Source organism: Peribacillus sp. B65, from assembly GCF_058513295.1.
The window spans coordinates 3,273,666-3,300,614 of record NZ_CP195840.1 but is presented as its reverse complement, the minus strand read 5'-3'; the positions used below and the strand labels follow the sequence as shown (position 1 = coordinate 3,300,614).

Annotated in this window: 23 protein-coding genes; 22 read left to right on the top strand and 1 reads right to left on the bottom strand. The window is 42.6% G+C overall.

Annotation, left to right across the window (positions count from 1 at the left end; genetic code table 11):
• Nucleotide 1 precedes the first annotated feature (1 nt).
• The 9 genes from ACSR9O_RS16160 to ACSR9O_RS16120 all read left to right on the top strand — a co-directional run bounded on the left by ACSR9O_RS16160 (nt 2) and on the right by ACSR9O_RS16120 (nt 8,763).
• A complete protein-coding gene (locus ACSR9O_RS16160) occupies nt 2-1,144 on the top strand; it encodes a mannitol-1-phosphate 5-dehydrogenase (RefSeq protein ID WP_491724701.1) in 1,143 nt (380 codons plus the stop codon).
• 592 nt (nt 1,145-1,736) lie between these two features.
• Entirely contained in the window at nt 1,737-3,212 is a 1,476-nt protein-coding gene (gene nikA, locus ACSR9O_RS16155; protein WP_491725481.1) for a nickel ABC transporter substrate-binding protein, read from the top strand.
• Nucleotides 3,213-4,166: a nickel ABC transporter permease gene (gene nikB, locus ACSR9O_RS16150; protein ID WP_491724700.1), complete on the top strand. Its 954-nt coding sequence runs from the start codon at nt 3,213-3,215 to the stop codon at nt 4,164-4,166. It abuts the gene before it with no gap.
• Entirely contained in the window at nt 4,157-4,996 is an 840-nt protein-coding gene (nikC, locus tag ACSR9O_RS16145) for a nickel transporter permease (protein WP_491724699.1), read from the top strand. Before nikB ends, nikC begins: the two co-directional genes overlap by 10 nt.
• Nucleotides 4,993-5,790, top strand: coding sequence for an ABC transporter ATP-binding protein (locus ACSR9O_RS16140; protein ID WP_101223098.1), 798 nt, complete (start codon nt 4,993-4,995; stop codon nt 5,788-5,790). The genes nikC and ACSR9O_RS16140 overlap by 4 nt, the downstream gene beginning before the upstream one ends.
• Complete coding sequence (locus ACSR9O_RS16135; RefSeq protein ID WP_491724698.1) at nt 5,787-6,557, top strand: ABC transporter ATP-binding protein; 771 nt, start codon at nt 5,787-5,789, stop codon at nt 6,555-6,557. The genes ACSR9O_RS16140 and ACSR9O_RS16135 overlap by 4 nt, the downstream gene beginning before the upstream one ends.
• A 228-nt stretch (nt 6,558-6,785) precedes the next feature.
• Nucleotides 6,786-7,190 (top strand): DoxX family protein, encoded by a 405-nt coding sequence (locus ACSR9O_RS16130; RefSeq protein ID WP_260358432.1) that lies wholly within the window; start codon nt 6,786-6,788, stop codon nt 7,188-7,190.
• Between the two features lie 4 nt (nt 7,191-7,194).
• On the top strand, nt 7,195-8,043 hold the full coding sequence (locus ACSR9O_RS16125; protein ID WP_101223095.1) for a VOC family protein: 849 nt from the start codon (nt 7,195-7,197) through the stop codon (nt 8,041-8,043).
• Between the two features lie 33 nt (nt 8,044-8,076).
• A complete protein-coding gene (locus ACSR9O_RS16120; protein WP_427571622.1) occupies nt 8,077-8,763 on the top strand; it encodes an FMN-dependent NADH-azoreductase in 687 nt (228 codons plus the stop codon).
• 704 nt (nt 8,764-9,467) lie between these two features.
• Here ACSR9O_RS16120 and ACSR9O_RS16115 read toward each other — a convergent pair.
• Nucleotides 9,468-10,880, bottom strand: a complete 1,413-nt coding sequence (locus ACSR9O_RS16115) for a sigma-54 interaction domain-containing protein (protein ID WP_491724697.1) — start codon at nt 10,878-10,880, stop codon at nt 9,468-9,470.
• Between the two features lie 384 nt (nt 10,881-11,264).
• On the opposite strand from ACSR9O_RS16115, the gene pruA reads away from it, so the two are divergent.
• From pruA to ACSR9O_RS16050, 13 genes are all read left to right on the top strand, one after another.
• Entirely contained in the window at nt 11,265-12,812 is a 1,548-nt protein-coding gene (gene pruA, locus ACSR9O_RS16110; RefSeq protein ID WP_101223092.1) for an L-glutamate gamma-semialdehyde dehydrogenase, read from the top strand.
• 18 nt (nt 12,813-12,830) lie between these two features.
• The gene (locus ACSR9O_RS16105; protein ID WP_034309472.1) at nt 12,831-14,024 is read left to right on the top strand and encodes an ornithine--oxo-acid transaminase; all 1,194 of its coding nucleotides are present in this window, start codon (nt 12,831-12,833) and stop codon (nt 14,022-14,024) included.
• A 22-nt stretch (nt 14,025-14,046) separates the two neighbouring features.
• A complete protein-coding gene (locus ACSR9O_RS16100; RefSeq protein ID WP_101223091.1) occupies nt 14,047-15,312 on the top strand; it encodes a Glu/Leu/Phe/Val family dehydrogenase in 1,266 nt (421 codons plus the stop codon).
• A 35-nt stretch (nt 15,313-15,347) separates the two neighbouring features.
• Complete coding sequence (locus ACSR9O_RS16095; RefSeq protein ID WP_076364404.1) at nt 15,348-15,602, top strand: biotin/lipoyl attachment domain-containing protein; 255 nt, start codon at nt 15,348-15,350, stop codon at nt 15,600-15,602.
• A gap of 262 nt (nt 15,603-15,864) precedes the next feature.
• Nucleotides 15,865-17,229 carry a sigma-54 interaction domain-containing protein gene (locus ACSR9O_RS16090; RefSeq protein WP_232782943.1) on the top strand — a complete coding sequence of 455 codons (1,365 nt, stop codon included), beginning with the start codon at nt 15,865-15,867 and terminating at the stop codon, nt 17,227-17,229.
• A gap of 241 nt (nt 17,230-17,470) precedes the next feature.
• Entirely contained in the window at nt 17,471-18,802 is a 1,332-nt protein-coding gene (gene brnQ, locus ACSR9O_RS16085; RefSeq protein WP_491724696.1) for a branched-chain amino acid transport system II carrier protein, read from the top strand.
• A gap of 95 nt (nt 18,803-18,897) precedes the next feature.
• Nucleotides 18,898-20,523 (top strand): amidohydrolase, encoded by a 1,626-nt coding sequence (locus tag ACSR9O_RS16080; protein ID WP_232782923.1) that lies wholly within the window; start codon nt 18,898-18,900, stop codon nt 20,521-20,523.
• A gap of 252 nt (nt 20,524-20,775) precedes the next feature.
• The gene (locus tag ACSR9O_RS16075) at nt 20,776-21,951 is read left to right on the top strand and encodes a M20 family metallopeptidase (RefSeq protein ID WP_260358424.1); all 1,176 of its coding nucleotides are present in this window, start codon (nt 20,776-20,778) and stop codon (nt 21,949-21,951) included.
• Nucleotides 21,952-22,413: 462 nt separating this feature from the next.
• Complete coding sequence (locus tag ACSR9O_RS16070) at nt 22,414-23,085, top strand: DUF975 family protein (RefSeq protein WP_101223087.1); 672 nt, start codon at nt 22,414-22,416, stop codon at nt 23,083-23,085.
• A 124-nt stretch (nt 23,086-23,209) separates the two neighbouring features.
• Nucleotides 23,210-23,389, top strand: a complete 180-nt coding sequence (locus ACSR9O_RS16065; protein WP_230176665.1) for a DUF4083 domain-containing protein — start codon at nt 23,210-23,212, stop codon at nt 23,387-23,389.
• A gap of 643 nt (nt 23,390-24,032) precedes the next feature.
• Nucleotides 24,033-25,268 carry a cytochrome P450 gene (locus ACSR9O_RS16060; RefSeq protein ID WP_491725480.1) on the top strand — a complete coding sequence of 412 codons (1,236 nt, stop codon included), beginning with the start codon at nt 24,033-24,035 and terminating at the stop codon, nt 25,266-25,268.
• Nucleotides 25,269-25,557: 289 nt separating this feature from the next.
• Nucleotides 25,558-26,208 carry a phosphatase PAP2 family protein gene (locus tag ACSR9O_RS16055; protein ID WP_101223085.1) on the top strand — a complete coding sequence of 217 codons (651 nt, stop codon included), beginning with the start codon at nt 25,558-25,560 and terminating at the stop codon, nt 26,206-26,208.
• An 83-nt stretch (nt 26,209-26,291) separates the two neighbouring features.
• Nucleotides 26,292-26,903: a DedA family protein gene (locus ACSR9O_RS16050; protein ID WP_101223084.1), complete on the top strand. Its 612-nt coding sequence runs from the start codon at nt 26,292-26,294 to the stop codon at nt 26,901-26,903.
• Nucleotides 26,904-26,949 lie beyond the last annotated feature (46 nt).

The following is a 26,949-nucleotide window of genomic DNA, read 5'->3' as shown; positions in this document are numbered from 1 at the left end:
AATGAAACAAGCAGTACATTTCGGTGCAGGAAACATTGGAAGAGGATTTATCGGAGCACTTTTTTCACAATCTGGATATCATGTGACATTTGTAGATATAGCTGATCAAATCATCGATCAGTTAAATGATAAAAAGCAATATCAAGTCAAACTGGCCACTGATCAACAAGAATCCGTCACAGTGAAAAATGTATCGGGTTTAAACAGTTTAAAGCAGGAAGAGGAAGTCATTAAAGCAATTTCCGGAGCAACCTACCTCACCACTGCTATCGGTCCCAATATTTTGCCTCATATCGCTCCGTTAATTGCAAAAGGATTAGCATCAAGAGTGAAGGAAACCGATGAAAAGCTATATGTGATCGCTTGTGAAAACCAAATATCGGCAACAGACCTTTTAGAAGGCTACATTCTGGAAAACTTGGATCAAGCTACAAAAGAAAAACTAGCCGATAAAGTCTACTTCTTTAACTCAGCAGTCGATCGCATCGTTCCTATCCAAAATAACGAAGGATCACTCGATGTTTTGGTGGAACCTTACTATGAATGGGTCGTTGAAACGAAGGAAAGCATTCCTGCCGTTGAAGGGATGACCATTGTAAAAGAACTCGCCCCATTCATTGAGAGAAAACTGTTTACCGTTAATACAGGACATGCCGTCATTGCTTACCTCGGTTATCTCAAAAATGAAAAATCAACGATTGACCAGTCGTTGGAAGACGAAGGCATTGTGGAGCAAGTCAAGAAAACCCTAGGGGAAACGGGCGCCTATTTAATAAAGCAATACGGTTTGGATGCAGGTGAGCATCAGCAGTATATCGAAAAAATCATTAATCGTTTTAAAAACTCCTACCTGAATGACTCGGTGAATAGAGTCGGACGTTCACCGCTGCGTAAACTCGGGCCAAACGACCGTCTCGTGCGCCCTGCCGTAGAAGCAAAGAAAGCCGGCCTTTCCTATACTAATCTGGCGAAAGCGATAGCGGCCGCTTTACACTTTGATTTTAACGAAGATGAAGAAGCCCTTAAACTGCAAACGATGATCAAAGAACACGGTGTAGCGTCAGCACTTAAGGAAGTTAGCGGATTGGATGAAAATAGCGAAATAACTAAAGAAGTTATCAACCACTACAACAACTTGAAGTAAAAGCCGAGAACTCCTGAAAATTTTTTTCAGGAGTTTTTTCTTAATCAAAAAGAAGGAACTTTCTCCGATAATCTTTAAAACTCAAAAAAACCTTGTAAACAGTAATCATTACGTTTTATAATGAAAGGCAGTCAAGATAAGAGGTTCTTTTTATAGTGTAAATCGTAATCATTTTGATTTGTTTGGCGAAAGGGGCTTTATATGTTGAAAATATGGGGAAATACTTGAAAAAGTCGGATTAGTGCAATAAATCGAGAGTTTGGTGCATTTACCTTAAAATTTTGGTGCTATTGCACGAGATTTAGAGCAAAAACTCGTGAATTGGAGCAAAAACTCGTGAATTTGGAGCAAATACTCGTGAGTTTAGCACATTTACTCGTGAATGGATGTTTACTCTCGAGGAGGATTACATTTTTTGATTTCTGATAAGCATTCGGCGATGTGTTACGTCGTTTGTCATGATGGTAAAGCTACAATCTAAATCGTAATCAATACGATTTTGTGTCAGCCAAAATAGTTGAGGTAATGGAGGAAATATATCGTGTTCAGAAAATGTAAATTGATTTTTATTGTATGTTTTTCAGTCTTACTTATGGCTGCTTGTTCCACCGAGTCTGCGAATGAAGTGGGAGGGGAGAAGGAAGTGAACTTGCTTTTTAATTTTGCGACTAGCTCGCTTGATCCGAATGTCGATACTAGTTATGTGTCACTAAGGGCTGGGATCACTGAGACATTGGTGCATCTCAATGATGAGGATCTGACCATCGAACCTTGGCTGGCGAAAAGCTGGGATAGCAAGGACGGTCAATTATGGAATTTCGAGTTAAGGGAGGGTGTGACTTTTCAGAATGGAAAGCCGATGGATGGCAAAGCGGTGAAGGCTTCGTTGGAGAGGGCGGTGAAAGATAGTCCGGCGATCAAGAATGCCTTGCGCATTGAGTCGATTGAAGCGGACGGAAATGCGCTGACGATTAAGACGGAGGTTCCTTTTCCTGAGTTTCCTTCTGAATTGGTTCATCCAAATACATCGATTATTGACGTGAAGGAAAGTGACTATATAAACAAGCCGATAGGAACAGGGCCATTTGCCGTTTCGAAATTCATACCAGGTACGGCTGTTGATTTAATACGTTATGAGTCTTACTGGGATGGGGCCGCAAAGCTTGAGAGCGCCAGGTTTTCGTTTAATGAAGATGCCAATGCACGGTCTCTTGCCCTTGAATCGGGAGGCGCCGATATTGTTTTCCGTCCGGAAGTGGAAAGCCTGGAAAATTTAAAGGCGATAGATGGTGTGAAGGTTGAATCGACATCCACTTTCCGCGTCCATCAAATGACGATGAATTTGGAACGTAAAGCATTGCAGGACATACACGTCCGAAAGGCGATAGATGCCTTGATCGACCGTTCATCCATTGCGGATACGATTTTACATGGTCATGCAGAAGTGGCAACTGGGCCATTTCCATCAACATTCTCTTTTGCTCCGGACTATCCGAAAAAAGAGAATGGAATGGAAGCGGCTAAGGAGTTTCTTGATCAGGCGGGATATAAGAAAGTGGATGGTGTCATGCAAAAAGACGGCAAACCGTTAACGTTTACACTTCTTACATACAGTTCACGTGCCGACCTGCCGTTAATTGCCCAAGTTTTTCAATCGGATGCCGGCCAGTTGGGGATTGATGTGAAAATCAAGCAAATAGAAATCCCTGAAGAGTATATGGCTGCCAATCGCGATTGGGATTTAACGACCTACAGCAATTTAACGGCTCCGCGCGGGGATGCCGGTTATTATTTAAATGCTACTTACCATCCAAAGGGAGCCTTGAACTTAAGTGGGGCCGATGATGATCGCCTGACGTCCCTGATTGATGAGCTGAACGTAACGGTCGGACAGGAGAAGCGCTCGGATTTAGCTGAGGAGATTGCGATGTATGTGGATGAACAGGTGTATAATTCATTCATTTTACATCCGAATACACTTGTTGCTTATGATGCCGATAAAGTTGAAAACTGGATCACTTCGAGAAGCGAATACTACATGCTGACGAATGAACTGGATGTGAAGTGAATGTTGCGCATCTTAGTCCGGCGATTCATTGAGGTCGTGATTTTTGTCCTTGTAATTACATTCATCTCTTTCCTTTTTGTTCGGCTTGCTCCAGGGGACCCGGTTCTCTCGATACTTCAAGTGGATGATGTGTCGATCACAAACGAGCAAGTCAATGAGCTTCGTGAAGAATTGGGGTTCAATGATCCGCTGTTAGTGCAGTATGGCGATTGGTTTATGGACTTTATCCAATTGGATTTCGGGCATTCCTATCTGACGAATCAGCCTGTGATGGAGATGATCATGAGCGGACTGCCTGCAACACTTGAGCTGACGATTGGCGCATTGCTTGTCATGCTTGGTATAGCCATTCCATTAGGTTCGCTTGCTGCCTTGTACAGGGGAAGCTGGATTGATCAGATAAGCCGTGCCGTTTCTTTGTTGGGCGCAGCCATTCCTAGCTTTTGGCTGGGGCTGCTCTTGATAGATTTATTTGCGGTACGATGGGGGGCCCTTCCAACAATGGGCAGGGACGGATTTCGTTCTTTGATTCTGCCGTCAGTCACGCTGGGACTGGCCATCACAAGTGTGTACGTACGTTTGCTGCGTTCGAGTTTAATAGATTCCCTCAGTCATGATTTCATCAGGGCTGCCAGATCTAGGGGGATATCGGAAATACGGATATTCTTTGCCCATGCATTTCGTTATAGCTTGCCCCCGGTCATCACCGTATTCGGTGTCAGCCTTGGCAGCCTGATCGGCGGTGTAGTGGTAATCGAAGTGATTTTTGCCTATCCAGGCATAGGTAAGATGGTCGTGGACTCGATTCGGTCACGGGATTATCCAGTCATCCAAGGGTACCTGTTGGTCATGGCCATCACTGTATTCATGGTTAATAGTGCCGTGGATTTATCTTATCGGTATTTAAACCCGGAGCTAAGACTGAAGGAAAGGAAGCATGGAAAATGGAGTTAGTTATCAAAAAAAAATCCAAAAGGCGTTGGAGAATGACAGTCCTTTTTACGGTGATGGCTACAGTCCTTGCCGTTACGGCTTACACCTTTCTTATTCTGGAACATGATCCGGCACTGGTAAATCTGGGAGAAAGGTTACGGCCGGCAAGCATGGAACATCCGTTAGGGACAGATCATCTAGGGCGTGATGTGTTGACACGTCTTCTGCTTGGCGCACAGCTGACGGTTGGCTACGGTCTCTTATCTTTGTTTGCCGCGGTTATCATCGGCGTCCCGTTCGGGGTGATTGCCGGTTTTAAAGGAGGTCTGATCGATCGGATTTTCATGCGAATTGCAGACGCGTTTCTCGCATTTCCTGATACAATCGTTGCGATTGTGCTTAGTGGTTTATTAGGACCAGGAATCGAAAATCTCCTGTTGGCGATCGTTCTAGTGAAATGGGTGAATTATGCCCGGCTTGTACGAAGTGCGGTGATCACCGAACGTCAGAAGGACTATGTCACAGTTGCTAAAATCAATGGATTAAGTTCATTTGGAATCATGCGGAAGCATCTATTTCCGCACCTTATCGGGAACGTGCTGGTCCTTTCTAGCCTTGATTTAGGAAAAATCATTTTGCTCATATCTTCCTTATCATATATTGGGCTCGGGGCGCAGCCGCCGGCACCAGAGTGGGGAGCCATGCTGAATGATGCCCGTCCATACTTTCAATCCAATATGTTGCTGATGATTTACCCAGGGCTAGCCATCGTATTTGTCGTCCTTCTATCCAACATGCTCGGTGATTATTTGCGCGATGCATTCGATGTGAAAAAGGAGGTGGAATCATGAGCATTTTATCCGTGAGGCATCTAAATATCATGGGGAAGCAAAATCATATCGTCAAGGATATTTCATTGGATGTGCAGAAAGGTGAATGGTTCGCACTTGTCGGACAAAGCGGGAGCGGCAAAAGCATGACTGCCATGGCAATATGTCAGCTGCTTGCACCCAATCTCCAAGCGAAGGGAGAAATATGGTACGGGGAAAAGAATTTATTAACGCTATCTTCCTCAGAAATCAGGAAGATTCGCGGAAAGCGCCTGGCTTATATTTTTCAAGATTACCAGGGTTCATTTACACCGTTCCTTACCATCGGTAAACATTTCGACGAATATCAGCGAACACATTTGAACCTTTCCAAAAAGGAGAGGCGCAAGCAAGCGGTCAAGGCGCTCATTTCGGTGGGCCTGAATGAAGATATCTACAGCAGATACCCTTTTCAATTAAGCGGCGGGCAGCTTCAACGTGTATCCATTTCAATAGCCCTGCTGCTTGAGCCGGATATATTGATAGCGGATGAACCGACCACAGCCTTGGACAGTGTATCTTCATTTAAGGTCTTACAGCTGTTATCAAGGCTCCAAAAAGAAACCGGATGTGCGATCTTGTTCATTACCCATGATTTACGTCATGTCAGGAAGTATGCGGATCGCATTGCGGTCATGAAAGACGGGGCCATCATTGAGACCGGTGATAAAAATCAGGTATTGAATCATCCGCGGCACACTTATACGAATGAACTGATTCAATCATCACCATCATTGAGCAGAATTCCATTTAAGCTTGAAGGAGTGTCAGGATGAGTTTATTAGACGTACGCAATGTCCATAAAAGCTATGATAACGGAGTGGAAATACTAAGGAACGTGAATTTCAGCATCGAAAGGAAGGAATGCCTTGGATTAGTGGGAGAGAGCGGGAGCGGAAAAAGCACATTGGCAAGACTTATCCTTCAGGTTGAATCTTTTGACCAGGGCAGCATCCTATTTGAAGGAACGGCGCTGCAAAACAAAAGCGAACGCAGTTTAAAACCGTATCGTAAGAACATCCAGGCTGTTTTGCAGAATCCTGCATCGGCTTTGAATCCAAAACTAAGGATTAAAGATTCACTAATGGATCCATATCTTCAATTTGGCAGTCAGGTAAATCTGAAACATTTTACTTATACAAGTGAAGCGAACTTTATCGAACAGCTCCTGGAAACTGTGGAGCTTCCAAGGAGTTTTGCTGAACGTTACCCGCATGAGCTAAGCGGCGGACAAAAGCAGCGGGTGACCATTGCACGCGCAATCAGCATTGAACCGGCCCTCATTATATTGGATGAACCGGCTTCAAGCCTGGACGTTCTGTCTCAAGCGGCGGTGCTGAAATTGTTAGGCGGGCTGCGGGAGACTTTGGACATTTCTTACCTTTTTATTTCCCATGATCTATCGGCTGTACAGGAGATGAGCCAACGGATCATGGTGATGAAAGGGGGGGGTATTGTGGATTCTTTTGAAAAAGAACAGCTTTTTTGCAGCGATCGCCATTCATACACAAAAGAACTGATTTCGATTAAGTTTGATACTTAAGGAGGAAGTAAGGTGGCATGTGAGGAAGTCGGGAGAACGATTGCGGATTCTTTCATCATCAATTCAACCATTTATTACACATTTAAATAGTGACACCATATAACGAGTTGCTTTCGGCAATTCGTTTTTTTAGGTAAAAAAATGAATTCCAATAAACTTACTTGACATTATAAGCTTATGAAAATATAATTACTTACATAAAGTAACTGACAAAAGGAGAATTCATACATGAATAAAAATGATGCAGGTCAAGTTTTTTTAAGGGTGATTTTAGGTCTTACTTTTTTCATTCACGGCGTTTCAAAGTTTCAAGGGGGCATAGGAAATACGGCGGGATTTTTCGATAGCCTTGGCATTCCTGGCTTCATGGCATACATCGTTGCAGGAATCGAATTGATTGGAGGACTTGCGGTTATACTGGGTTTGGGAACACGAATCGTATCCGTCCTATTTGCGGTCATTATGGCGGGGGCGATTTTCACGGCTAAATTACCTGCTGGTTTTCTTGGAAACGGGCAAGCGGCGGGTTACGAACTGGACTTGGCACTGCTTGCCATGTCTGTCTATCTAGCGTGTGCAAACCGCACGGTTCTTTCTTTGGATCATGTGATTTTCAATAAAAAAGGGAAGTGACAATATGGATAAAAATTTTCATCAAAAACCAATTACCTTTGTTGGCGAGGTCAGTATAAATGTATTGGATTTAAATAATGCCATTCTGTTTTATCAAGAAATCATCGGTCTTCAAGTATTGAATAAAACCGACCGGCAAGCTGTTTTGACGACAGACGGTAAAACCCCGTTGCTGACACTTGAGCAGCCTGCAGATGTGATTCCGAAAGAAGGGCGGACGACGGGCTTGTATCACTTTGCCCTTTTACTGCCAAGCCGTGCTGACTTATCGATATTTTTACGCCATTTACTTCAAACGAAATATCCATTTGGAGCGGCTGATCATGAAGTGAGTGAAGCGCTGTACATTACCGATCCGGATGGCAATGGGATTGAAGTATACTCTGATCGGCCATCAACTGATTGGAGATGGGCCGGAGGGGAAGTCGCAATGGGCACGGATCCGCTGGATGGGAATGACCTTCTGAAAGAAAGCGATGGCGAGTGGAGCAAACTGCCTGCAGGTACCTTAATGGGGCATATACATTTGCATGTAGCGGATTTACGTAAAACGGAGGAGTTTTACATGCAAGGTCTTGGGTTTAGCGTCGTGAATCGATATGGAGGAGCGCTCTTTACTTCAACCGGTGGATATCATCATCACATAGGGTTGAACACTTGGAATGGCGTTGGCGCCCCTGCTCCTAAGGAAAATAGTGTAGGGCTAAACTGGTATACTCTCGTTTTTGCAGACGAAGAAGCGAGAAAAAAAGTAACCGAACAACTGAAAGGAATCGGGGCTGTCGTCACGGAAAAAGAAGGGTTTTTCGCTGTAACAGATCCATCAGGCAATGAGATTCATTTAATCGTCTAAATATTATAAATCAGAAAGCAATGGTGAGAGGATATGGGATTCTTAAGTAGATTATTTAGAAATAAAGAAACCGCGGCAGGGGAGAATGGAAAAATGACAAAAGTATTATTCGTAAAAGTGAACGATCGTCCTGCAGAACAGGCAATCAGCTCGAAAATGTATGACACCTTCTTAAAAGCATATAAAGAGACACACCGTACAGATGAAGTGACAGAACTGGATTTATTTAAAGAAGAACTTCCTTACTATGGAAATACGGCAATTACCGGTTTGTATAAACGTAACCAAGGTCTTGAACTGACAGCCGAAGAGGAAAAGGCGGCCGATCTGGTTGACCAATATTTAAATCAATTCCTGGCCATGGATAAAGTGGTATTCGCTTTCCCTCTTTGGAATGCAACGGTTCCTGCGCCGCTTATCACATATCTTTCCTATTTGGCACAAGCAGGTAAAATGTTCAATTATACGGCAGAAGGTCCTGTCGGGTATGCTGGTGATAAAAAAGTCATGCTATTGAATGCCCGCGGTTCTGATTATGCATTAGAAGGAATGGCTTCTGCTGAAATGGCCGTGAATTTAGTGAAAAATATCATTGGCCTATGGGGAATTAACAATCCGGATGTCGTGGTCATTGAAGGACATAATCAGTATCCGGATCGGACACAAAAAATCATCGCGGATGGTTTGGAAAACGTTGTAAAAGCGGCTGAAGCATTCTGATTGCGAAGTAAAATGAATAGAAGCAAAAAAAGGCCCTCATTATCAATGAGGGCCTTCAGACTGTAGACAAATTCGCAGAAAGTGAGTTTGCCTTGATCTACACGGCATTATTCGGCCGTTGGTGCATTAATTCGACCTACATGGCATTTAATTCGACCGTTGGTGCATTAATTCGACCTACACGGGATTTAATTCGACCGTTGATGCATTAATTCGACCTACATGGGATTTAATTCGCCCGTTGATGCATTAATTCGACCTACATGGGATTTAATTCGCCCGTTGATGCATTAATTCGACCTACATGGGATTTAATTCGACCGTTGGTGCATTAATTCGACCTACATGGCATTTAATTCGACCGTTGGTGCATTAATTCGACCTACACGGGATTTAATTCGACCGTTGAAGCATTAATTCGACCTACACGGGATTTAATTCGACCGTTGGTGCATTAATTCGACCTACACGGGATTTAATTCGACCGTTTGAAGCATTAATTCGACCTACATGTAACTTAATTCAACCGTTCACGAATTTTTTTAACCTTCACCTCACTATTAGGAATTTGGGCATTTATTTTAGGGTATACGCATGAAACCCGCTCGCTTTCCGCCTATTTTAGGGTATACGCATGAAACCCGCTCGCTTTCCGCCGATAAACTAAAGGGCCCACCATATATATAATGGGGGCCTTCTTTGTGTTATTTGACCTGATACTTTTTCAAGCGGTATTGAAGACTTTGGCGGCTAATATTCAGGGCCTTGGCTGCTTTGGAGATATTCATCCCATGTTCTTTTAAAATCTTCTCCAAGTATTGCTTTTCAGTATGGGCGATATAATCATCAAGAGATAAGGTCGACTCCTGTAAATCTCCATTTTCATGATTTTCTTTTTTATCGGGACGAATGTCTTCCAAATGGGCTTTTTTCCTAAATAGAGCCGGAAGGTGGGTGATGGCAATCTTTGTATCGCTAGGTTCCATTAAATTCATGGCCCCCTCAATGATATGTTCAAGTTCCCTTACGTTCCCGGGCCAGTCGTAATCATAAAAAAGCGAGTAGACATCTTCGCTGATTCCTTCTATATTCAATTCGAACAGCGCATTGAATTTCTCGATGAAGGATTGCGCCAGCAGAGGAATATCCTCTTTCCGTTCACGAAGAGGCGGGATGAATAACGAAACGACACTTAATCGGTAGTATAAATCCTTTCGTAAATGATCATTTGCAATGGCATCTATCGGATCTTCATTTATCGTTGCAATGACCCTAACGTCAATTTTTTTATCCTTTGTATCCCCAACACGGCGAATCGTCCTTTCTTGAAGGGCTCGTAATAATTTCGCTTGCATGTTCGGATTTAATGAGTTGATTTCATCGAGCAGGATGGTACCGCCCTGTGCCTGTTCGAATAATCCAGGCCTTTCAATCGATCCGGTGAAGGCGCCTTTCTTTGTTCCGAAGAGTATTCCTTCAATTAGACTATCTGGCAGGGCAGCACAGTTTTGGCTGATGAAAGGATGTGTCGAACGGCTGCTGCCATTATGGATGCTTTGGGCGAAGAGCTCTTTTCCTGTGCCCGTTTCTCCGACGACGAGGATGGAGGATGCCGTTCTGGTCGAGCGCTTGCTCTTTTCTATGACTTCCAGGAAATTTTCACTCGTTCCGATGATGCTGTCAAACGTATATTTGGTATCGCCCTTATTTAAGATATTATCTTTAATGATTCTTTCCAGATTCGTTATATCCTTTGCCACTTCAATTGCTCCGATGATATTTTGCTTTTGATCCAAAATCGGAAACGTATTATTGATTGTTGTAATTTCCTGACCAAGATTATTGAAGTAGGTCTGCTTCGAGTTCTCGGTTGTCTTACCCGAATGAAGTGCCCTTATTAATGTACTCTCCGTTTCTTCCTTGAATTTAAAGATTTCGTGAATCTTCTTCCCTAACACTTCTTCTGAATCCATTCCTTCTATTTCTGCCATTTTCTTGTTATATACAATGGTCCGCCCTTTTATATCGATTATATGTATCCCTGTATCGATTACATCCACAAGCGAATAGAGGATGGATTGGAAACCATCTATTTTAATGATTTGATCTAAATTCATGAATGCCTCCCGTTTTTCTTCTTTTCTTAGAGCTATTGTAGAGGAATTGAAGTAAAGGCGCAAATAAAATTTGCACAGCAAGATAATTTTGCATCGAAGTGCAAAAATATTTTGCGGAAAAAGTGTAAAAACACTGTTTTTTATGGTTTTTATAGTTGGCATGAATCTTGCATTAATAAAAAGTGTAAGGTTTAAGCGACATAAATAGGTATTAGAGCAAAAAAAGATGGCATACTATGACAATTTTGCCCCAAAAGTGCTGAATTTCATTGCATATCTAATGAAATATCATTATTTTTTCAAAAAAATGAAAAGTTGGCACGGAACTTGCTTGTTAAGTAAGGGTGAAGAAAAAAACATAAAATTTTAGGGAGATGAGCTATAATGGTCCAAACATATAAACACGAACCATTTACTAATTTTAAAATCGAAGAAAACAATAAAGCTTTTCAAGCGGCATTGAATGATGTAGCTAATGATTTAGGGAAGAAATATCCGCTGATCATTAATGGTGAAAAAGTGTTTACTGATGAAGTCATTACCTCTGTAAACCCAGCAAATAAAGAAGAAGTTATTGGAACCGTATCCAAAGCCAATAAGGATCTTGCTGAGCAAGCGATGCAAGCGGCAGATAAGACATTCCAAACTTGGAGAAAAACGAAAGCGGAAGTGCGTGCAAATATTTTATTCAGGGCTGCAGCCATCGTACGGAGAAGAAAACACTATTTCTCGGCCCTATTGGTGAAAGAAGCAGGAAAGCCTTGGAATGAAGCGGATGCAGATACAGCGGAAGCGATCGACTTCATGGAATATTATGCGCGTCAAATGCTGAAGCTTAAAGACGGCATGCCAGTGGAAAGCCGTCCGATTGAACACAATGCTTTCAATTATATTCCGCTTGGTGTCGGTGTCATCATCTCACCTTGGAACTTCCCGTTTGCGATCATGGCAGGCATGACGACGGCAGCTCTTGTTTCAGGAAATACGGTCTTATTGAAACCGGCCAGTACAACACCGGTCATTGCAGCTAAATTCATCGAAGTGCTGGAAGAAGCGGGCATGCCTGCAGGAGTTGTGAACTTCATTCCAGGAAGCGGTGCTGAAGTTGGAGATTATTTGGTAGATCATCCTCGTACACGTTTCATCAGCTTTACTGGATCTCGTGATGTTGGAATCCGTATTTATGAGCGTGCGGCAAAAGTTCATGAAGGCCAAATTTGGTTAAAACGTGTCATCGCTGAAATGGGCGGTAAAGATACGATCGTTGTTGATAAAGAGGCTGATCTGGAATTGGCGGCACAATCAATCGTCGCTTCTGCATTCGGATTCTCCGGTCAAAAATGTTCTGCTTGTTCACGTGCCGTAATAGTGGAAGATGTATATGACCAAGTCTTGAATCGTGCCATTGAATTAACGAAAGAAAAAACAGTCGGGGAACCAACAGATCTAAACAACTTCATGGGTCCGGTTATCGATCAAGCAGCTTACGACAAAGTTATGAGCTACGTTGAAATCGGTAAAGAAGAAGGGAAAATTGTTACAGGGGGAGAAGGAGACAATTCAAAAGGTTTCTTCATCCAGCCAACTATCATTGCCGATGTGGATGAGAACGCACGTGTCATGAAAGAAGAGATTTTCGGACCAGTGGTTGCATTCTGTAAGGCAAAAGATTTCAATCATGCAATCGAGATTGCCAATAACACGGATTATGGATTAACGGGTGCGGTCATCTCGAACAACATTGAACATATCGAACAAGCGCGTGAGGATTTCCACGTAGGTAACTTGTACTTCAATCGCGGCTGTACTGGTGCAATTGTAGGATACCAGCCATTTGGCGGATTCAATATGTCAGGTACAGATTCAAAAGCGGGCGGTCCTGATTATTTAGTTCTTCATCTTCAAGGAAAAACAACATCTGAAACGCTATAAATCTTAGGGGGAATCAACATGACAACTTTAACGGAAAAATTAATCGAGCAAACAGAACAATATGGTGCAAACAATTATAATCCACTTCCAATCGTCATTTCGAAGGCAGAAGGAGTTTGGGTGGAAGATCCTGAAGGCAACAAATATATGGATATGCTTAGTGCCTATTCAGCAGTGAACCAAGGCCACAGGCATCCGAAAATCATCGACGAATTAAAAAAACAAGCTGATCGCGTAACATTAACGTCCCGTGCATTCCATAGTGATAAATTAGGACCATGGTATGAAATGGTTTCGCGCATTACGCAAAAAGACATGGCACTGCCTATGAATACAGGTGCTGAAGCTGTTGAAACTGCAATCAAAGCTGTTAGACGCTGGGGTTATGATGTTAAGGGAATCGCAGAAAACCAAGCTGAAATCATTGCATGTATCGGGAATTTCCATGGCCGGACGATGGCAGCAGTGTCCTTGTCATCCGATGATGAATATAGAAGGGGCTTTGGACCGATGCTGCCAGGAATCAAGCTTATCCCTTACGGCGACCTTGATGCATTGAAAGAAGCGATTACACCGCAAACGGCTGGATTTTTAATCGAACCGATTCAAGGTGAAGCGGGAATCATCATACCGCCACAAGGATTCTTAAAAGAAGCTTACGACTTATGTAAAGAAAATAATGTCCTATTCGTTTCTGATGAAATTCAGTCAGGACTTGGACGTTCAGGAAAAATGTTCGCCTCTGACTGGGATGGAGTAGTTCCGGATATGTACATTTTAGGTAAAGCGCTGGGCGGCGGGGTTTTCCCAATCTCTTGCGTAGCTGCAAACCGTGAAATCCTTGGCGTATTCAATCCTGGTTCCCATGGTTCTACATTCGGCGGCAATCCATTGGCATGTGCGGTTTCCATCGCTTCATTGGAAGTCCTTGAAGAAGAGAAGCTTGCTGAACGTTCATTGGAGCTTGGACAATACTTTATGGATAGTTTAAAAGAAATCAAGAATCCAATGATTAAAGATATCCGCGGCAGAGGCTTATTCATCGGAGTCGAATTAACGGAAGCAGCAAGACCTTATTGTGAGCAGCTTAAAGAAGAAAAATTGCTATGTAAAGAAACACATGATACAGTTATCCGTTTTGCTCCGCCATTAGTGATTACAAAAGAAGACTTGGATTGGGCAATCGAACGCATTAAAAAAGTTTTATCCTAATATACCTATGAGGTGAATTCAATTGAGTACAACAGTCAAAGAAGAAAAAGAAACTGCCAGTTTGCTTGATTCAACACAGGTCGTAATCAAGGAGGCGCTGGATAAGCTTGGCTATTCTGAAGAAGTGTTCGAGCTTTTGAAGGAACCTCTTCGGATGCTGACCGTCCGGATTCCAATCAAGATGGATGACAATTCGACGAAGATTTTCACTGGATACCGTGCACAGCACAACGATGCTGTAGGTCCGACGAAAGGCGGAATCCGTTTTCATCCTGAAGTCGATGAGGAAGAAGTCAAGGCACTTTCAATGTGGATGAGTTTGAAATGCGGAATCGTGAATCTGCCATATGGCGGAGGAAAAGGCGGCATCATCTGTGATCCGCGCCAAATGTCCATCGGTGAATTGGAAAGGCTTAGCCGTGGATACGTTCGGGCAATCAGCCAAATAGTGGGGCCGACTAAAGATATTCCGGCCCCGGATGTTTATACGAATTCACAAATCATGGCATGGATGATGGACGAATACAGTAGAATAAGAGAACACGATTCGCCTGGTTTCATTACAGGCAAGCCACTGGTACTGGGCGGTTCACACGGTAGGGAAAAGGCGACGGCACAAGGTGTCACCATCTGTATCGAGGAAGCGGCAAAGCGTAAGGGCATAGAATTGAAAGGTGCACGCATCATCGTCCAAGGGTTTGGGAACGCAGGAAGCTTTTTGGCCAAATTCATGCATGATGCTGGTGCGAAAGTGATTGGCATATCGGACGCATATGGTGCCATCTATAAACCTGAGGGTCTGGATATCGATTACTTACTTGATAAAAGGGATAGCTTTGGAACGGTAACGACACTATTCGATAATACAATCACCAACCAGGAGCTTCTGGAACAAGATTGTGATATTTTAGTGCCTGCTGCCATTTCCAATCAAATCACCAAAGAAAATGCACATCTTATCAAAGCCCAAATTGTTGTGGAAGCAGCTAATGGACCTACCACTTTGGAGGCAACCAAGATCTTGACGGAACGCAATGTGCTTCTCGTACCTGATGTATTGGCAAGCTCAGGCGGTGTGACAGTTTCTTACTTTGAATGGGTTCAAAATAATCAAGGTTATTATTGGGAAGATGCAGAAGTCCAAACCAAATTAAAAGAGTTATTGGTCAATTCATTTAATCAAGTATATGAAATGTCCGAGACAAGAAAAGTGGATATGAGGCTGGCAGCGTATATGGTGGGTGTCAGAAAAATGGCAGAAGCCTCGATATTCCGTGGCTGGGTATAAGCTAGCCAAATAATGGAGAGTGGAGGAGTGATTCCGTGTTAAAACCGATTCATACCATCGAGTGTGCTCAGGATGGGACCGTCGAACAAGTTTACGTTCAAAAGAATTCCTATGTTTATGAATGGGAGAGGCTCTTTTTAGTGAAAACGGAGGATGGGAAATTGATTGATGTTTCAATAGGTGCCAGTGGTCACATTACTGAAATTAATGTTTCGGCAGGGGATCCTATAAATAGAAAGCTTCCTTTAGCTTTGCTCCAAGACGATTTTGTTATAACTGGCTCTGATTGATTATAGGAAAGAGGGTGTTCCAAAGGCGGAAGTGATTTCTGCTTTGGGATGCTCTTTTTTTTGTTGTGATCATTTATATGGTGATGACAAAGCCAGGAAAAAGTTTGAAAAGAAAAAACGCCCTGTTTCATGGTAAAATATCAGAATGATTGGACAATGCACCAAGCAGTTACAAACCAGGAAGCTACAAGGTGAATGACCGATCTGCGGGGATTGTCATGGTTTGAATATGTAAAGTTGAGAGGAGGCTGGAAGGGTGAATATGAATGTGGATATATTCAGGAGATTATCCGATTTTGATAATGTTTTGGTCGTAGATGATAAAGGGATTATCATTTTTTATGATATGGCAGATTTAAATGTCCTTATAGAGCTTGGGATAAGGCCGGAAGAATTCATGGGGAAGAGTGTCACTTCCTTTTATAAAAATATCACGAACGAAAATAGTACGCTGATGAATGTGTTAAGGACGGGAAAACCGTTATGTAATATAAAACAAGAGATGATCACCAAAACGGGAGAGGTCATCGAAACGATCAATTCCACATTTCCGATAGCCGAAAACGGTAAAATAATTGGAGCCGTAGAATTCTCTAAGCGTTTCTTTTCCAAGGATGCCATCCAATATTTGGACAAATATTCGAACCATAAAATCTTCAGGAGAAATAATACCGTTTATACGGTCGATGATATTATTACGGTTAACCCTAAAATGGAAAGCATTAAAGATAAACTTGGAAGAATTGCGCTAACGACCTCAAATGTTTTGATCGTTGGGGAAACGGGCACAGGGAAAGAACTTATCGCTCAGGCGATCCATAATTTAAGCGATCGATTTGGAAAGCCCTTCATTTCACTTAACTGCAGTGCGGTCCCTGCTAGTTTATGGGAAAGCACTTTGTTTGGTACGAATAAGGGGAGCTTCACCGGATCGGAAGACATGCCGGGTCTATTCGAACAGGCGGAAGGCGGAACTTTATTTCTGGATGAAATCAATTCCCTGGATATGAATCTTCAGGTGAAGCTTCTGAAGGCGATTGAAGAGAAAACGATCAGGAGACTGGGCGGGAAGAAAAATATCCGCTTGGACATCAGGGTGATTTCAGCAACGAATGAGGTACCGGATATTTTACTGGCGGAGAAACGGTTGCGGGAAGATTTATTCTATAGAATTGGTGTCGTACAGATTGACTTGCCAAACTTGATGGATAGAAAAGAGGATATAGAAGTCCTTGTTGATCATTATCTGAATTTTTACAACAATACGATGAATATATATATCGACGGTCTTCAGGATGAAGTGCTGGAGTGTTTCAAAAGATATCCATGGCCAGGGAATATCAGGGAATTGAAAAATGCGGTCGAGACGGCATATAATCATGTCCAGTCCAGTAGAATCACCCTTGATGATATTCCTGGAAGAATAAGAGATTATACCGAAGCTCCAATGGCTAATAACAACAGTCTTAATGTGGATTCCTTAAAAGATGCGGTTCAGCAATATGAAAAAGAGATCATTGTGCGTCAGTTGAAAAATACGAATGGGAAAATGGCGGAATCAGCCAGACAGCTTGGTATCTCCAAACAATTATTGAAATATAAAATGGAAAAACATAAATTGCGGTAAAAATTTTTTTACCCTAGAGGTAAAAATTTCACCACTTTTTATTGGATTTGGCTAATCAAAGGGTCACGATTCTAGACGCTAAATAGAATCGTGACCCTTTTTTGCCTTGTGTGCAGGGGAATATACCAGTGATGTTAAAAATAATTAGAATATTGTTAAGATTGGCACGGCATTTGCTTATATAAGTGATAGGCGTATTAAAAGCTGGTTTCATTGAGTGATAAAAAATAGAGGTGAATGGATGAATACAAACAAGATAGTACGTGACAGCCTTATTTTTGGTTTTGCTTTATTTGCCGTATTTTTTGGGGCTGGCAACCTGATTTTTCCTCCGTCGATCGGACTTGCATCAGGGTCGGATTGGCTTCCGGCTCTAGCGGGCTTCATTCTTACGGGAATTGTACTCCCTATAATGGGAGTTGTGGCGGTCCTGAATTCAAAAGGGAAATTTGAAGAACTGACAAGGCCGATCAGCACTTGGTTTTATAAGGTATTCAATCTGGTCGTAATGATCGGGATTGCGATGCTCGTCACTGTACCCAGGACGGCCGCTACGACCCATGAAATGGGGGTCCATACATTATTCCCGAATGTCCCTTCTTTCGTGACGATGGTCGTTTTCTTTGGATTGAATTTTTATTTTGCCAGCGATCGATCCAATCTCATTGATAAAGTCGGACAAGTACTAACGCCTGCTCTGTTCGCCATTCTTCTTTTTATCGTCATCAAAGGCACTATCGATCCACTGGGGGCGCCTGTAAATACGGAAATTCAAAATCCGTTTGGCCACTCGTTTTTTAGTGCTTATCAGACGGGTGATGTGTTCACGGGCCTTCTTTGTGCATCGGTTTTCATTGGCTCGATTGCAGCAAAAGGATATGCGGAACCTTCCAAAATGAAGCAAGTGGTCATGAATGGAACCATAGTGGCTGGTTTGGGATTGCTTATCATATACGGAGGGCTTCTATATATCGGTGCTACAGGAAGCGGGTTATTCCCTTATGACATGGACAGTGCGCAGCTGGTGACGGGCCTGGTTTATAAACTGCTTGGGGATTACGGCACCATTGCATTGGCTATAGCGGTTTCCTTAGCATGCCTTACCACCTCAATTGGAATAACAGCTTCGATAGCAGATTTCCTTAGCGGGCTGACAAAACAAAAAGTGAGTTACCGCAATTGGGTAATCGTCGTTTGTGCCATTGGAGTGTTGATGGGGCTACTGGGTGTCGAAAAGATCATCGACTACTCCGTACCGTTATTCATGGGAATTTACCCTGTTTCGATAGTGATTGTCTTACTTGGCGTTTTCCGCAGGTACATACCAAACGCGGGAGCCTATAAGGGGTCGGTCCTGGCCACTTTCATCATCAGTTTATGCGAAACATTGGAAAGCATAGGTATCCATATAGGATTCATGAATGATTTCATTTCCATCATCCCATTCAGTTCATATGGTTTTGCATGGCTGATTCCAGCCGTACTGGGATTCGTTGTGGGAGCGCTCATTCATGGAAAACAGGCTCAGGAAATTTCTTCAAGCCCCATGACTGGTGAAAACCATTCATCTTAATTGTTGGGAAACGGCATAAGGTTTAAATATGGAAGGATGAAGGGAAGTTTCCACGTTCATCATGTTGGATTTTACTTATTAAGGAGAGGGAAAGTATGATTGAAAATAAACGAAATATGAATTTTATTTATATAAATGGGAAAATATTTACATCGAATCCAAAACAACCTTATGCGACTGCCATGGTTGTTCGTAATGGGCGCATCGAGTGGGTAGGAGAACAGTCAGAGACAGACGGAATGAATGGGGAACGGATTGATCTTCAAGGGCGGCGGGTGCTTCCCGGATTAATAGATTCACATCTTCATCCGCTATTTTTAGCGAAGGCAGCCAAGCAAATTCCATGTATGCCACCTGTCGTTGAATCGATTGAGGATTTGATCAAGGCCGTTCGTGAACAGTGTGAATCCCAAAAATCAGGGGATTGGATTGAAAGCTGGGGATATGATGAAGGGAAATTGACGGAAGGACGGTCCCCTTCACGCTACGATCTGGATAGGGCGACGACGGAGATCCCTGTAGTCATAACCCGGACCTGCGGCCATATAATTGTCGTCAACAGCAAGGCATTGGAATTGGCGGGAATTACAAAGGACACGCCAAATCCAGCAGGGGGAGAGATTGACAGGGATTCAGAAGGGGAGCCGACCGGAATATTACGGGAAAATGCAAAAGAACTGGTCAATAAAGTGATGCCGGTTCAAACATTCGAAGAAGAAACAGATACTCTCGCCGAATTGAGTCCTAAATTATTAGCACATGGGATTACTGCAATCACTGAACTCCTGGCAAGGACCAAGCCGATCGATTACTTGGATTTGTATAGGTCTGCGAGCGAAAAGGGTTTAAAGCAACGTACTGTTTTATACTATATTTGGGAAGATATGAAGAATGATATGATCCTGGATAAGGGTAAAACAAACAGAGAAAACCAGAATCATATCGGTGGGGTTAAGTTATTCTCGGATGGCAGCGTGTCGGGGCAAACCGCGTGGGTCGACCCTCCATTTTTAGGAGAAGAAAAGAACCAGGGCATTCAGATGACCTCAGAGGCGGAGTTGTTAAGTGCAGCTGAGGCAGCCAGGGAAAACAATATACAATTGGTCATACATGCAATGGGGGAGCAAGCGATCGATATGATCGTGAATACCTTTTACGGAAAAACGGGATGGATAGTGGATGGTCCATCAATAAGAATCGAACATGCAGCCATGCCTACAAAGCAAGCACTTCAGCGAGCAGCAGAAACGGGTATCGCTTTTGTTCCTCAACCAATCTTCTTATATGCCGAAATCGAAAGCTATCTTAATAATCTAGGTGCAGAACGCACAAGGCAAACGTACCCCATCCAATCCATGTTAAAGGCAGGCATAAAGCTGGCATTCTCTTCCGATGCACCAGCAACAGCATGGGTTGATCCGGTCAATCCGTTCGTCGGAATCAAGGCAGCCGTCACGCGAATTGCCTATGATGGTACGGACACCGGTCAGGATCAGCGTGTGGATGTACCTACCGCTATTACACTCTACACGCGGGCAGCTCAGGAGATAACGAGAATCCCGGATGTCGGGCAGCTCACTCCCGGCTATCATGCAGACTTCATTGTGCTTGACCAGGATATTTTGGCGATAAGACCGGAGGAAATCGATAGGATTACAGTGGAAGAAACCTATATGGGCGGTTCTTTGGTTTATCAAAAAGAAAAGACGATAAATAAATAGAAGAAATAGGGACGAAAAGGGAGCGGATTTCCTTTTCGTCCCTTTCGTTTCTTAGAACGGTGTTCAATGGTAGTAAAAATTTTTTTACGATAGAGGGTGAAAAAATTTACACTTCCATGGTGTATAAGGGGAAAAGGGGTTGCTGTAATCCTATTTTTCAAGAGCGGGAAGGGTAATCCGGAAATTGGCACATAACTTGCTGATTACTAGATAGAGAGATTCTTATAGTTCATATTTGAGGAGGAAATGGTCATGCATAGTTTGAAATTATATCCGGAAATAAAAAGTGTAAGGGAAGATGTAATTGCTTGGCGGCGTCATCTTCACCAGCATCCGGAATTATCTTATCAAGAAGAGAAGACATCGCAATTCGTATACGAAACCCTGTTGTCATTTGGAAACCTGGAAGTTACACGTCCGACAAAATATAGTGTGATGGCCCACTTGATTGGCTCCCAACCTGGGAAAACATTGGGCATCCGTGCAGATATGGATGCGTTGCCGATTGAGGAAGAGAATTCTTTCGATTTTAAATCTCGAACACCAGGTGTCATGCATGCTTGCGGTCATGATGGACATACGGCGATGCTTCTTGGTACGGCGAAAATCCTTTCCGGAATGAAAGATAGCCTGAAAGGTGAAGTCCGCTTCTTTTTTCAGCATGCCGAAGAGTATTTTCCTGGGGGAGCGCAGGAAATGGTCGATGCAGGCGTTATGGAAGGTGTGGATATCGTGATTGGTGCCCACCTCATGTCCACCTTTGAAGTCGGGAAAGTTGGCATCGTATATGGACCGATGATGGCTGCGCCGGATGGTTTCTTTCTGACCGTTAATGGTAAGGGGGGGCATGGTTCTGCACCTCATGAAACAATTGACAGCATCGCGATCGGAGCCCAGGTCGTTACGAATCTTCAATATATCGTTTCCCGCAATACAGATCCGCTCGATAACTTGGTTCTCTCAATTGGAAAGTTCGTTGGAGGGGAAGCGGCCAATGTCATTGCAAACTCCGTAGAGATTAGCGGGACGGTTCGTAGTTTTGATTTGAAATTCCGTGAATCCATGCCAATTCTTATGGAAAGGGTCATCAAAGGCATTACGGAAGCACATGGTGCCTCGTATGAATTTAACTATTTAACTGGATATCGACCAGTCATAAATGACAATGAAGTCACCAAACTCATGGAAGAAACAGTCCGTGAAGTTTATGGAGAAAAGGCTGTCGACCATCAAAAACCGACGATGGGAGCTGAGGACTTTTCGGCTTTCCAACAAAAGGCACCTAGCAATTATTTCTTGATAGGAGCTGGGAATAAGGAAAAGGGAATAACCTATCCCCACCATCATCCGCGTTTTACTTTTGACGAAGATGCCATGGAATACGGTGTTAATATTTTTATCCATGCTGTTCGTAAGATTTTAGGATAGAATCCAAGGAGCAAATCACTGGAGAACATTAGAAATCCTTGCCGGGAAGGAAAAAAGAACTAGAAAGTACATTATCCAAGATCTATGAAAGCACCTTCGCTGACCGTACACTTAATTGGGTATGGTTACGCGAAGGTTTTTTCAAATGGAAGGAATTAAATGGTTTATGGCACTGAATGATTGATGGCATATTGTCATATTCGCTTTCATAAACTGTTACAAGCCAATAGCCAAGGCGAGAAAGGAGTTGATCATGGTTGCTCGAAACCGATTCAACAGCTTTTCTTTATCTGTGTGTGCTTTCTAGGAAATTAAGCCCACAGCTAGAAATATTATGTTAAAATACAACATGGGATTTAAACATCAAAAAAATAGTGGTTTTTCTTAATTCGACCAGATTTTACAATTAAATGGTGAATATTCAGAATTCCGCTGTTTAAAAAAGGGGAGTTAAATAGGAGTATGAGAATCTCAGAATTAAAAAGGAACGCCCTTCAGTCGTTGGGAGGTAAATGGGGAGTAACTGTATCGCTGATGTTGCTTCTGTTCTTGATCAACATCATTTTACCTTTAATTGTCGAAGTGATAGGAAGCGGTGGGTTTTCACAATGGCTCATGCAGGAAGAAACACCGATATGGTCTGATATCTTCAGTCTCGTCTTTTCCATTGCCTTAATCCCGCTTACCATTTCAACCACTTGGTTCTACCTGAATTTGGTTAGGGAAGGAAACCCTGATATTCCAGAAGTATTTGCTATCTATAAAGAAGGAAAAACCTCTTTCAAGCTTATTGGGGCATCCATCTTACAAGGTATTTTCATTTTTTTATGGTCATTATTATTAATCATTCCGGGTATCATCAAAGGCATCGCCTATTCGCAGGTGTTTTTCTTATTGAAGGATCATCCTGAATACACGGTGCTTGAAAGCATTACAGAAAGCAGAAAAAGGATGAAGGGCTTGAAATGGAAGTATTTCCTTATGCACCTAAGCTTCATCGGATGGGGCATCCTTAGCATGTTCACGCTGGGAATTGGTTTACTATGGTTGATTCCTTATGCAGGAACAACAATGGCTGCATTTTATAATGAATTAATTGTGCCACAAGATGACGATCAACAATTAGAGGTATAAAAGATCAACCGATAGCAACTGGCTATCGGTTTTTTTATTCTCGATTCCCCTTAAAAAGGTTAAATTGTTCATTTTGCCTGGTGTATAATAGAATATTGAGAATGCCATTTAGGGGGATTACATAGTGAGTGGGTATAATATTGCGGATATGGTATACCAATTGTTTTGTCTTGTATTTCTAATCCTGATCATCGTGGGAACCGTATCTCTTTTCCGTTCAATCAAGCACCGTAAAACAAGACTGGATATCATGGAAAAGAAGATGGATGATTTGCATGAACTGATTAAAAGGGGCAAAAATTGACGGCTACAGTGCAGCCGTTCAGACTGTAGACAAACTCGAAGAAAAGCGAGTCTGCCTGCAGTTTTTTCTTTTAAAAATTTCCAGCTTGATTTCAGAAATCCGCTACCTTTCCGCCGATTGCCTGCCAAAGCCTCCTCACCGCAACCGGCTGTGGGGTCTCGGCCATCCCAGTTATTCGGCAGGAGTGTCACAAATTCACTTAAATCCAGTGAGGGATTAACTAACCTGACGGCTGCATTGTGCAGCCGTTTTTCCATGCAGTGGATTCATTCTCCGGTATTATAAAAATAATTTATACTGAAATAACTTAGTGAAAGGACTTTCACCGAATTTGAAAATGAGGATTGGATTTTAAGCTTCAATTGAGAGACATAAAAAAATAGAAAAAGAAAGGGAAATGTAAAAAATAAGCAGTTTCACATAGGGGTGTTGGGATTGTGGGGCAAATTTCATGTAAGGCTGCTGGTATGGAAGATGTATGGTTTGTTGCGGGATTTTACCCTATAATGGAATAGATGTGTATTTAAGGATTCGGTGAAAAAGTCTATCAGGAATGCTCGACCCTTTAACAAATCGACTGAGATGGTAAGCTGAACATTCGATCCTTTTGTTAGGTAACTTTTAAGAAGTGGGAGGAGTCGGTATCATGAAAGAAGTTATTGCAGTAAAAGAAATTACTAGGTTTAAAACACGGACGGAGGAATTTAGTCCGTACGCTTGGTGTAAACGGATGTTAGAAAATGACCCGGTGAGTTATCACGAAGGAACGGATACGTGGAATGTTTTTAAATATGAAGATGTGAAGCGGGTTCTCAGTGATTATAAACATTTTTCAAGTGTGCGTAAACGAACTACCATATCGGTTGGAACGGATAGTGAGGAAGGTTCCGTGCCTGATAAAATCAAAATCACTGAGGCGGATCCACCTGAGCATAGAAAACGCCGTTCACTGCTGGCCGCAGCATTTACACCTAGAAGTCTTCAAAACTGGGAACCTCGCATTCAAGAAATTACGGATGAGTTGATTGGACAAATGGATGAGGAAACGGAAATCGATATTGTGCAATCATTGGCGAGTCCGCTTCCGATCATTGTCATGTCGGATTTGATGGGCGTTCCGTCGAAAGATCGTTTATTGTTTAAGAAATGGGTGGATACCTTATTTCTTCCTTTTGATAGAGAAAAACAAGAAGAAGTAGATAAATTGAAGCAAGTGGCCGCAAAAGAATACTATCAGTATTTGTATCCGATAGTTGTGCAAAAACGATTGAACCCGGTGGATGATATCATCTCAGATCTATTGAAGTCAGAAGTGGATGGGGAAATGTTTACGGATGATGAGGTTGTCCGGACGACCATGCTGATTTTAGGGGCAGGGGTCGAGACAACTAGTCATTTACTGGCCAATAGCTTTTATTCCCTGCTATATGATGACAAGGAAGTTTATCAAGAGTTACATGAAAACCTGGATTTAGTTCCGCAGGCGGTCGAAGAAATGCTTCGTTTCCGATTCAATCTTATTAAATTGGATCGCACCGTAAAGGAAGATAACGATCTATTGGGAGTGGAATTGAAAGAAGGGGATAACGTGGTTGTTTGGATGAGTGCAGCTAATTTGGACGAAGAGATGTTTGAAGACCCCTTCACCCTTAATATCCACCGTCCTAATAATAAGAAGCATCTCACCTTCGGAAATGGCCCTCATTTCTGCCTGGGAGCGCCGCTAGCCAGGCTGGAAGCGAAGATTGCGCTTACTGCATTCCTGAAGAAATTCAAGCATATTGAAGCGGTGCCATCGTTCCAGTTAGAAGAGAATCTTACCGATTCAGCGACCGGGCAAACTTTGACATCACTACCGCTTAAGGCAAGCCACATTTAAAAAACGAAAAACCTTGTGCCCTAACCTGCATAAGGTTTTTTTCTTTTGCATGTTGAATGGCACCCGTTAAATCGAATTGATGTTCCTGTAGTCGTCAGGAAATCTTATAGTAACCTGAAGTTGAGGTGACAATGACGAATGGAGTAGTATGATAAAGTAGTAAATTTTGTGCCCAGGCAAATTCCTGAATTCGGTTGGCGGGCGATTACACTCACCATGCAATGAAGAAGATATGATAAAATGGAAATTTCCATATGAATCGGTTTTAAATAAGTGAAAGGATGTTATTATGAAATTAAAGCAGCAATTAACCATTGCCTTTTTAATAAGTGTACTTTCTTTAATCGGGTTCAGTTTCATGGCATTTACCATAAGTGCAAATGAATACCTGAAATTTGATGAAGATGTGATTTCCTTGGTGCAGGGATGGGAGTCTCCACTTCTCACGGACATCATGAAGTTCTTTACCTACATAGGTTCAACCTTTTCCCTGATTATCCTTTCCTTGATCATTTTGTTTTTCTTATATAGGGTATTGAAGCATCGTTTGGAATTGGTCTTATTCACTGCAGTCATGGTTGGTTCACCTCTTCTCAATTTGATGGTTAAGCTATTGTTTCAACGCGCCCGGCCCGATTTACATCGACTCATCGAAATTGGGGGGTACAGTTTCCCAAGTGGACATGCCATGAATGCATTTTCTTTATACGGTATTCTTACATTTTTGCTATGGCGTCACATTACGGCTAGGTGGGCAAGGATTCTATTGATTCTGATCAGCATGATCATGATTCTCTCGATAGGTATTAGCCGTATATACCTGGGGGTCCATTATCCTAGTGATATCATTGCCGGATATTTGGCGGGTGGTTGTTGGATCGCAATTGCCATTTGGTTTTTTCAAAGGTATCAAGACCGCCGGAAGAACAAAGGTCGTTAATAAAGGGAGCAAGATTATTGCAAGATAAGCAGCCGGCGGGTAACAAGTCAGCTGTTGATTCAAGAAAGTTAGGAGCGTATTAAATGGAAAACTGGATTACGGAATTCATGAACGATTTTGGGTATATAGGAATCTTTCTATTAATAGCATTGGAAAATATTTTCCCGCCGATCCCGTCAGAGGTCATTCTTACATTTGGCGGCTACATGACAACAAAAGCGGATATGACGATTATCGGCGTCGTGATTGCTGCGACTATAGGGTCAGTGGCAGGGGCAGTCGTCCTTTATGGAATTGGTTTACTTCTTGATGTTAAGGTCATTGAAAGGTTCGTGGAAAGATGGGGCCATATTCTTCGGTTAACTGTATCGGACGTCCATAAGGCGAATTCATGGTTTGACAAGTACGGGGCATGGACCGTGTTTTTCTGCAGGCTGGTTCCGTTGATCAGAAGCTTGATCTCAATTCCTGCAGGCATGTCCCATATGAGCTTTTGGCTTTTTCTGCTTTACACAACATCCGGAACATTAATTTGGAACATCATCTTAGTCAATATCGGGGCAGCTGTTGGGTCTTCGTGGGAAGATATAGTAGGATATATGGACATTTATTCAAACATCGTTTATGCGATATTGGCTTTGTTATTGATTACTTTCGTTGTTTTGATTTTGAGAAGGAATAAAGGCAAAGTATAATTTCAGTTTAGTTGATTGGGCCGTTACAATCGGCACTTCATTACAT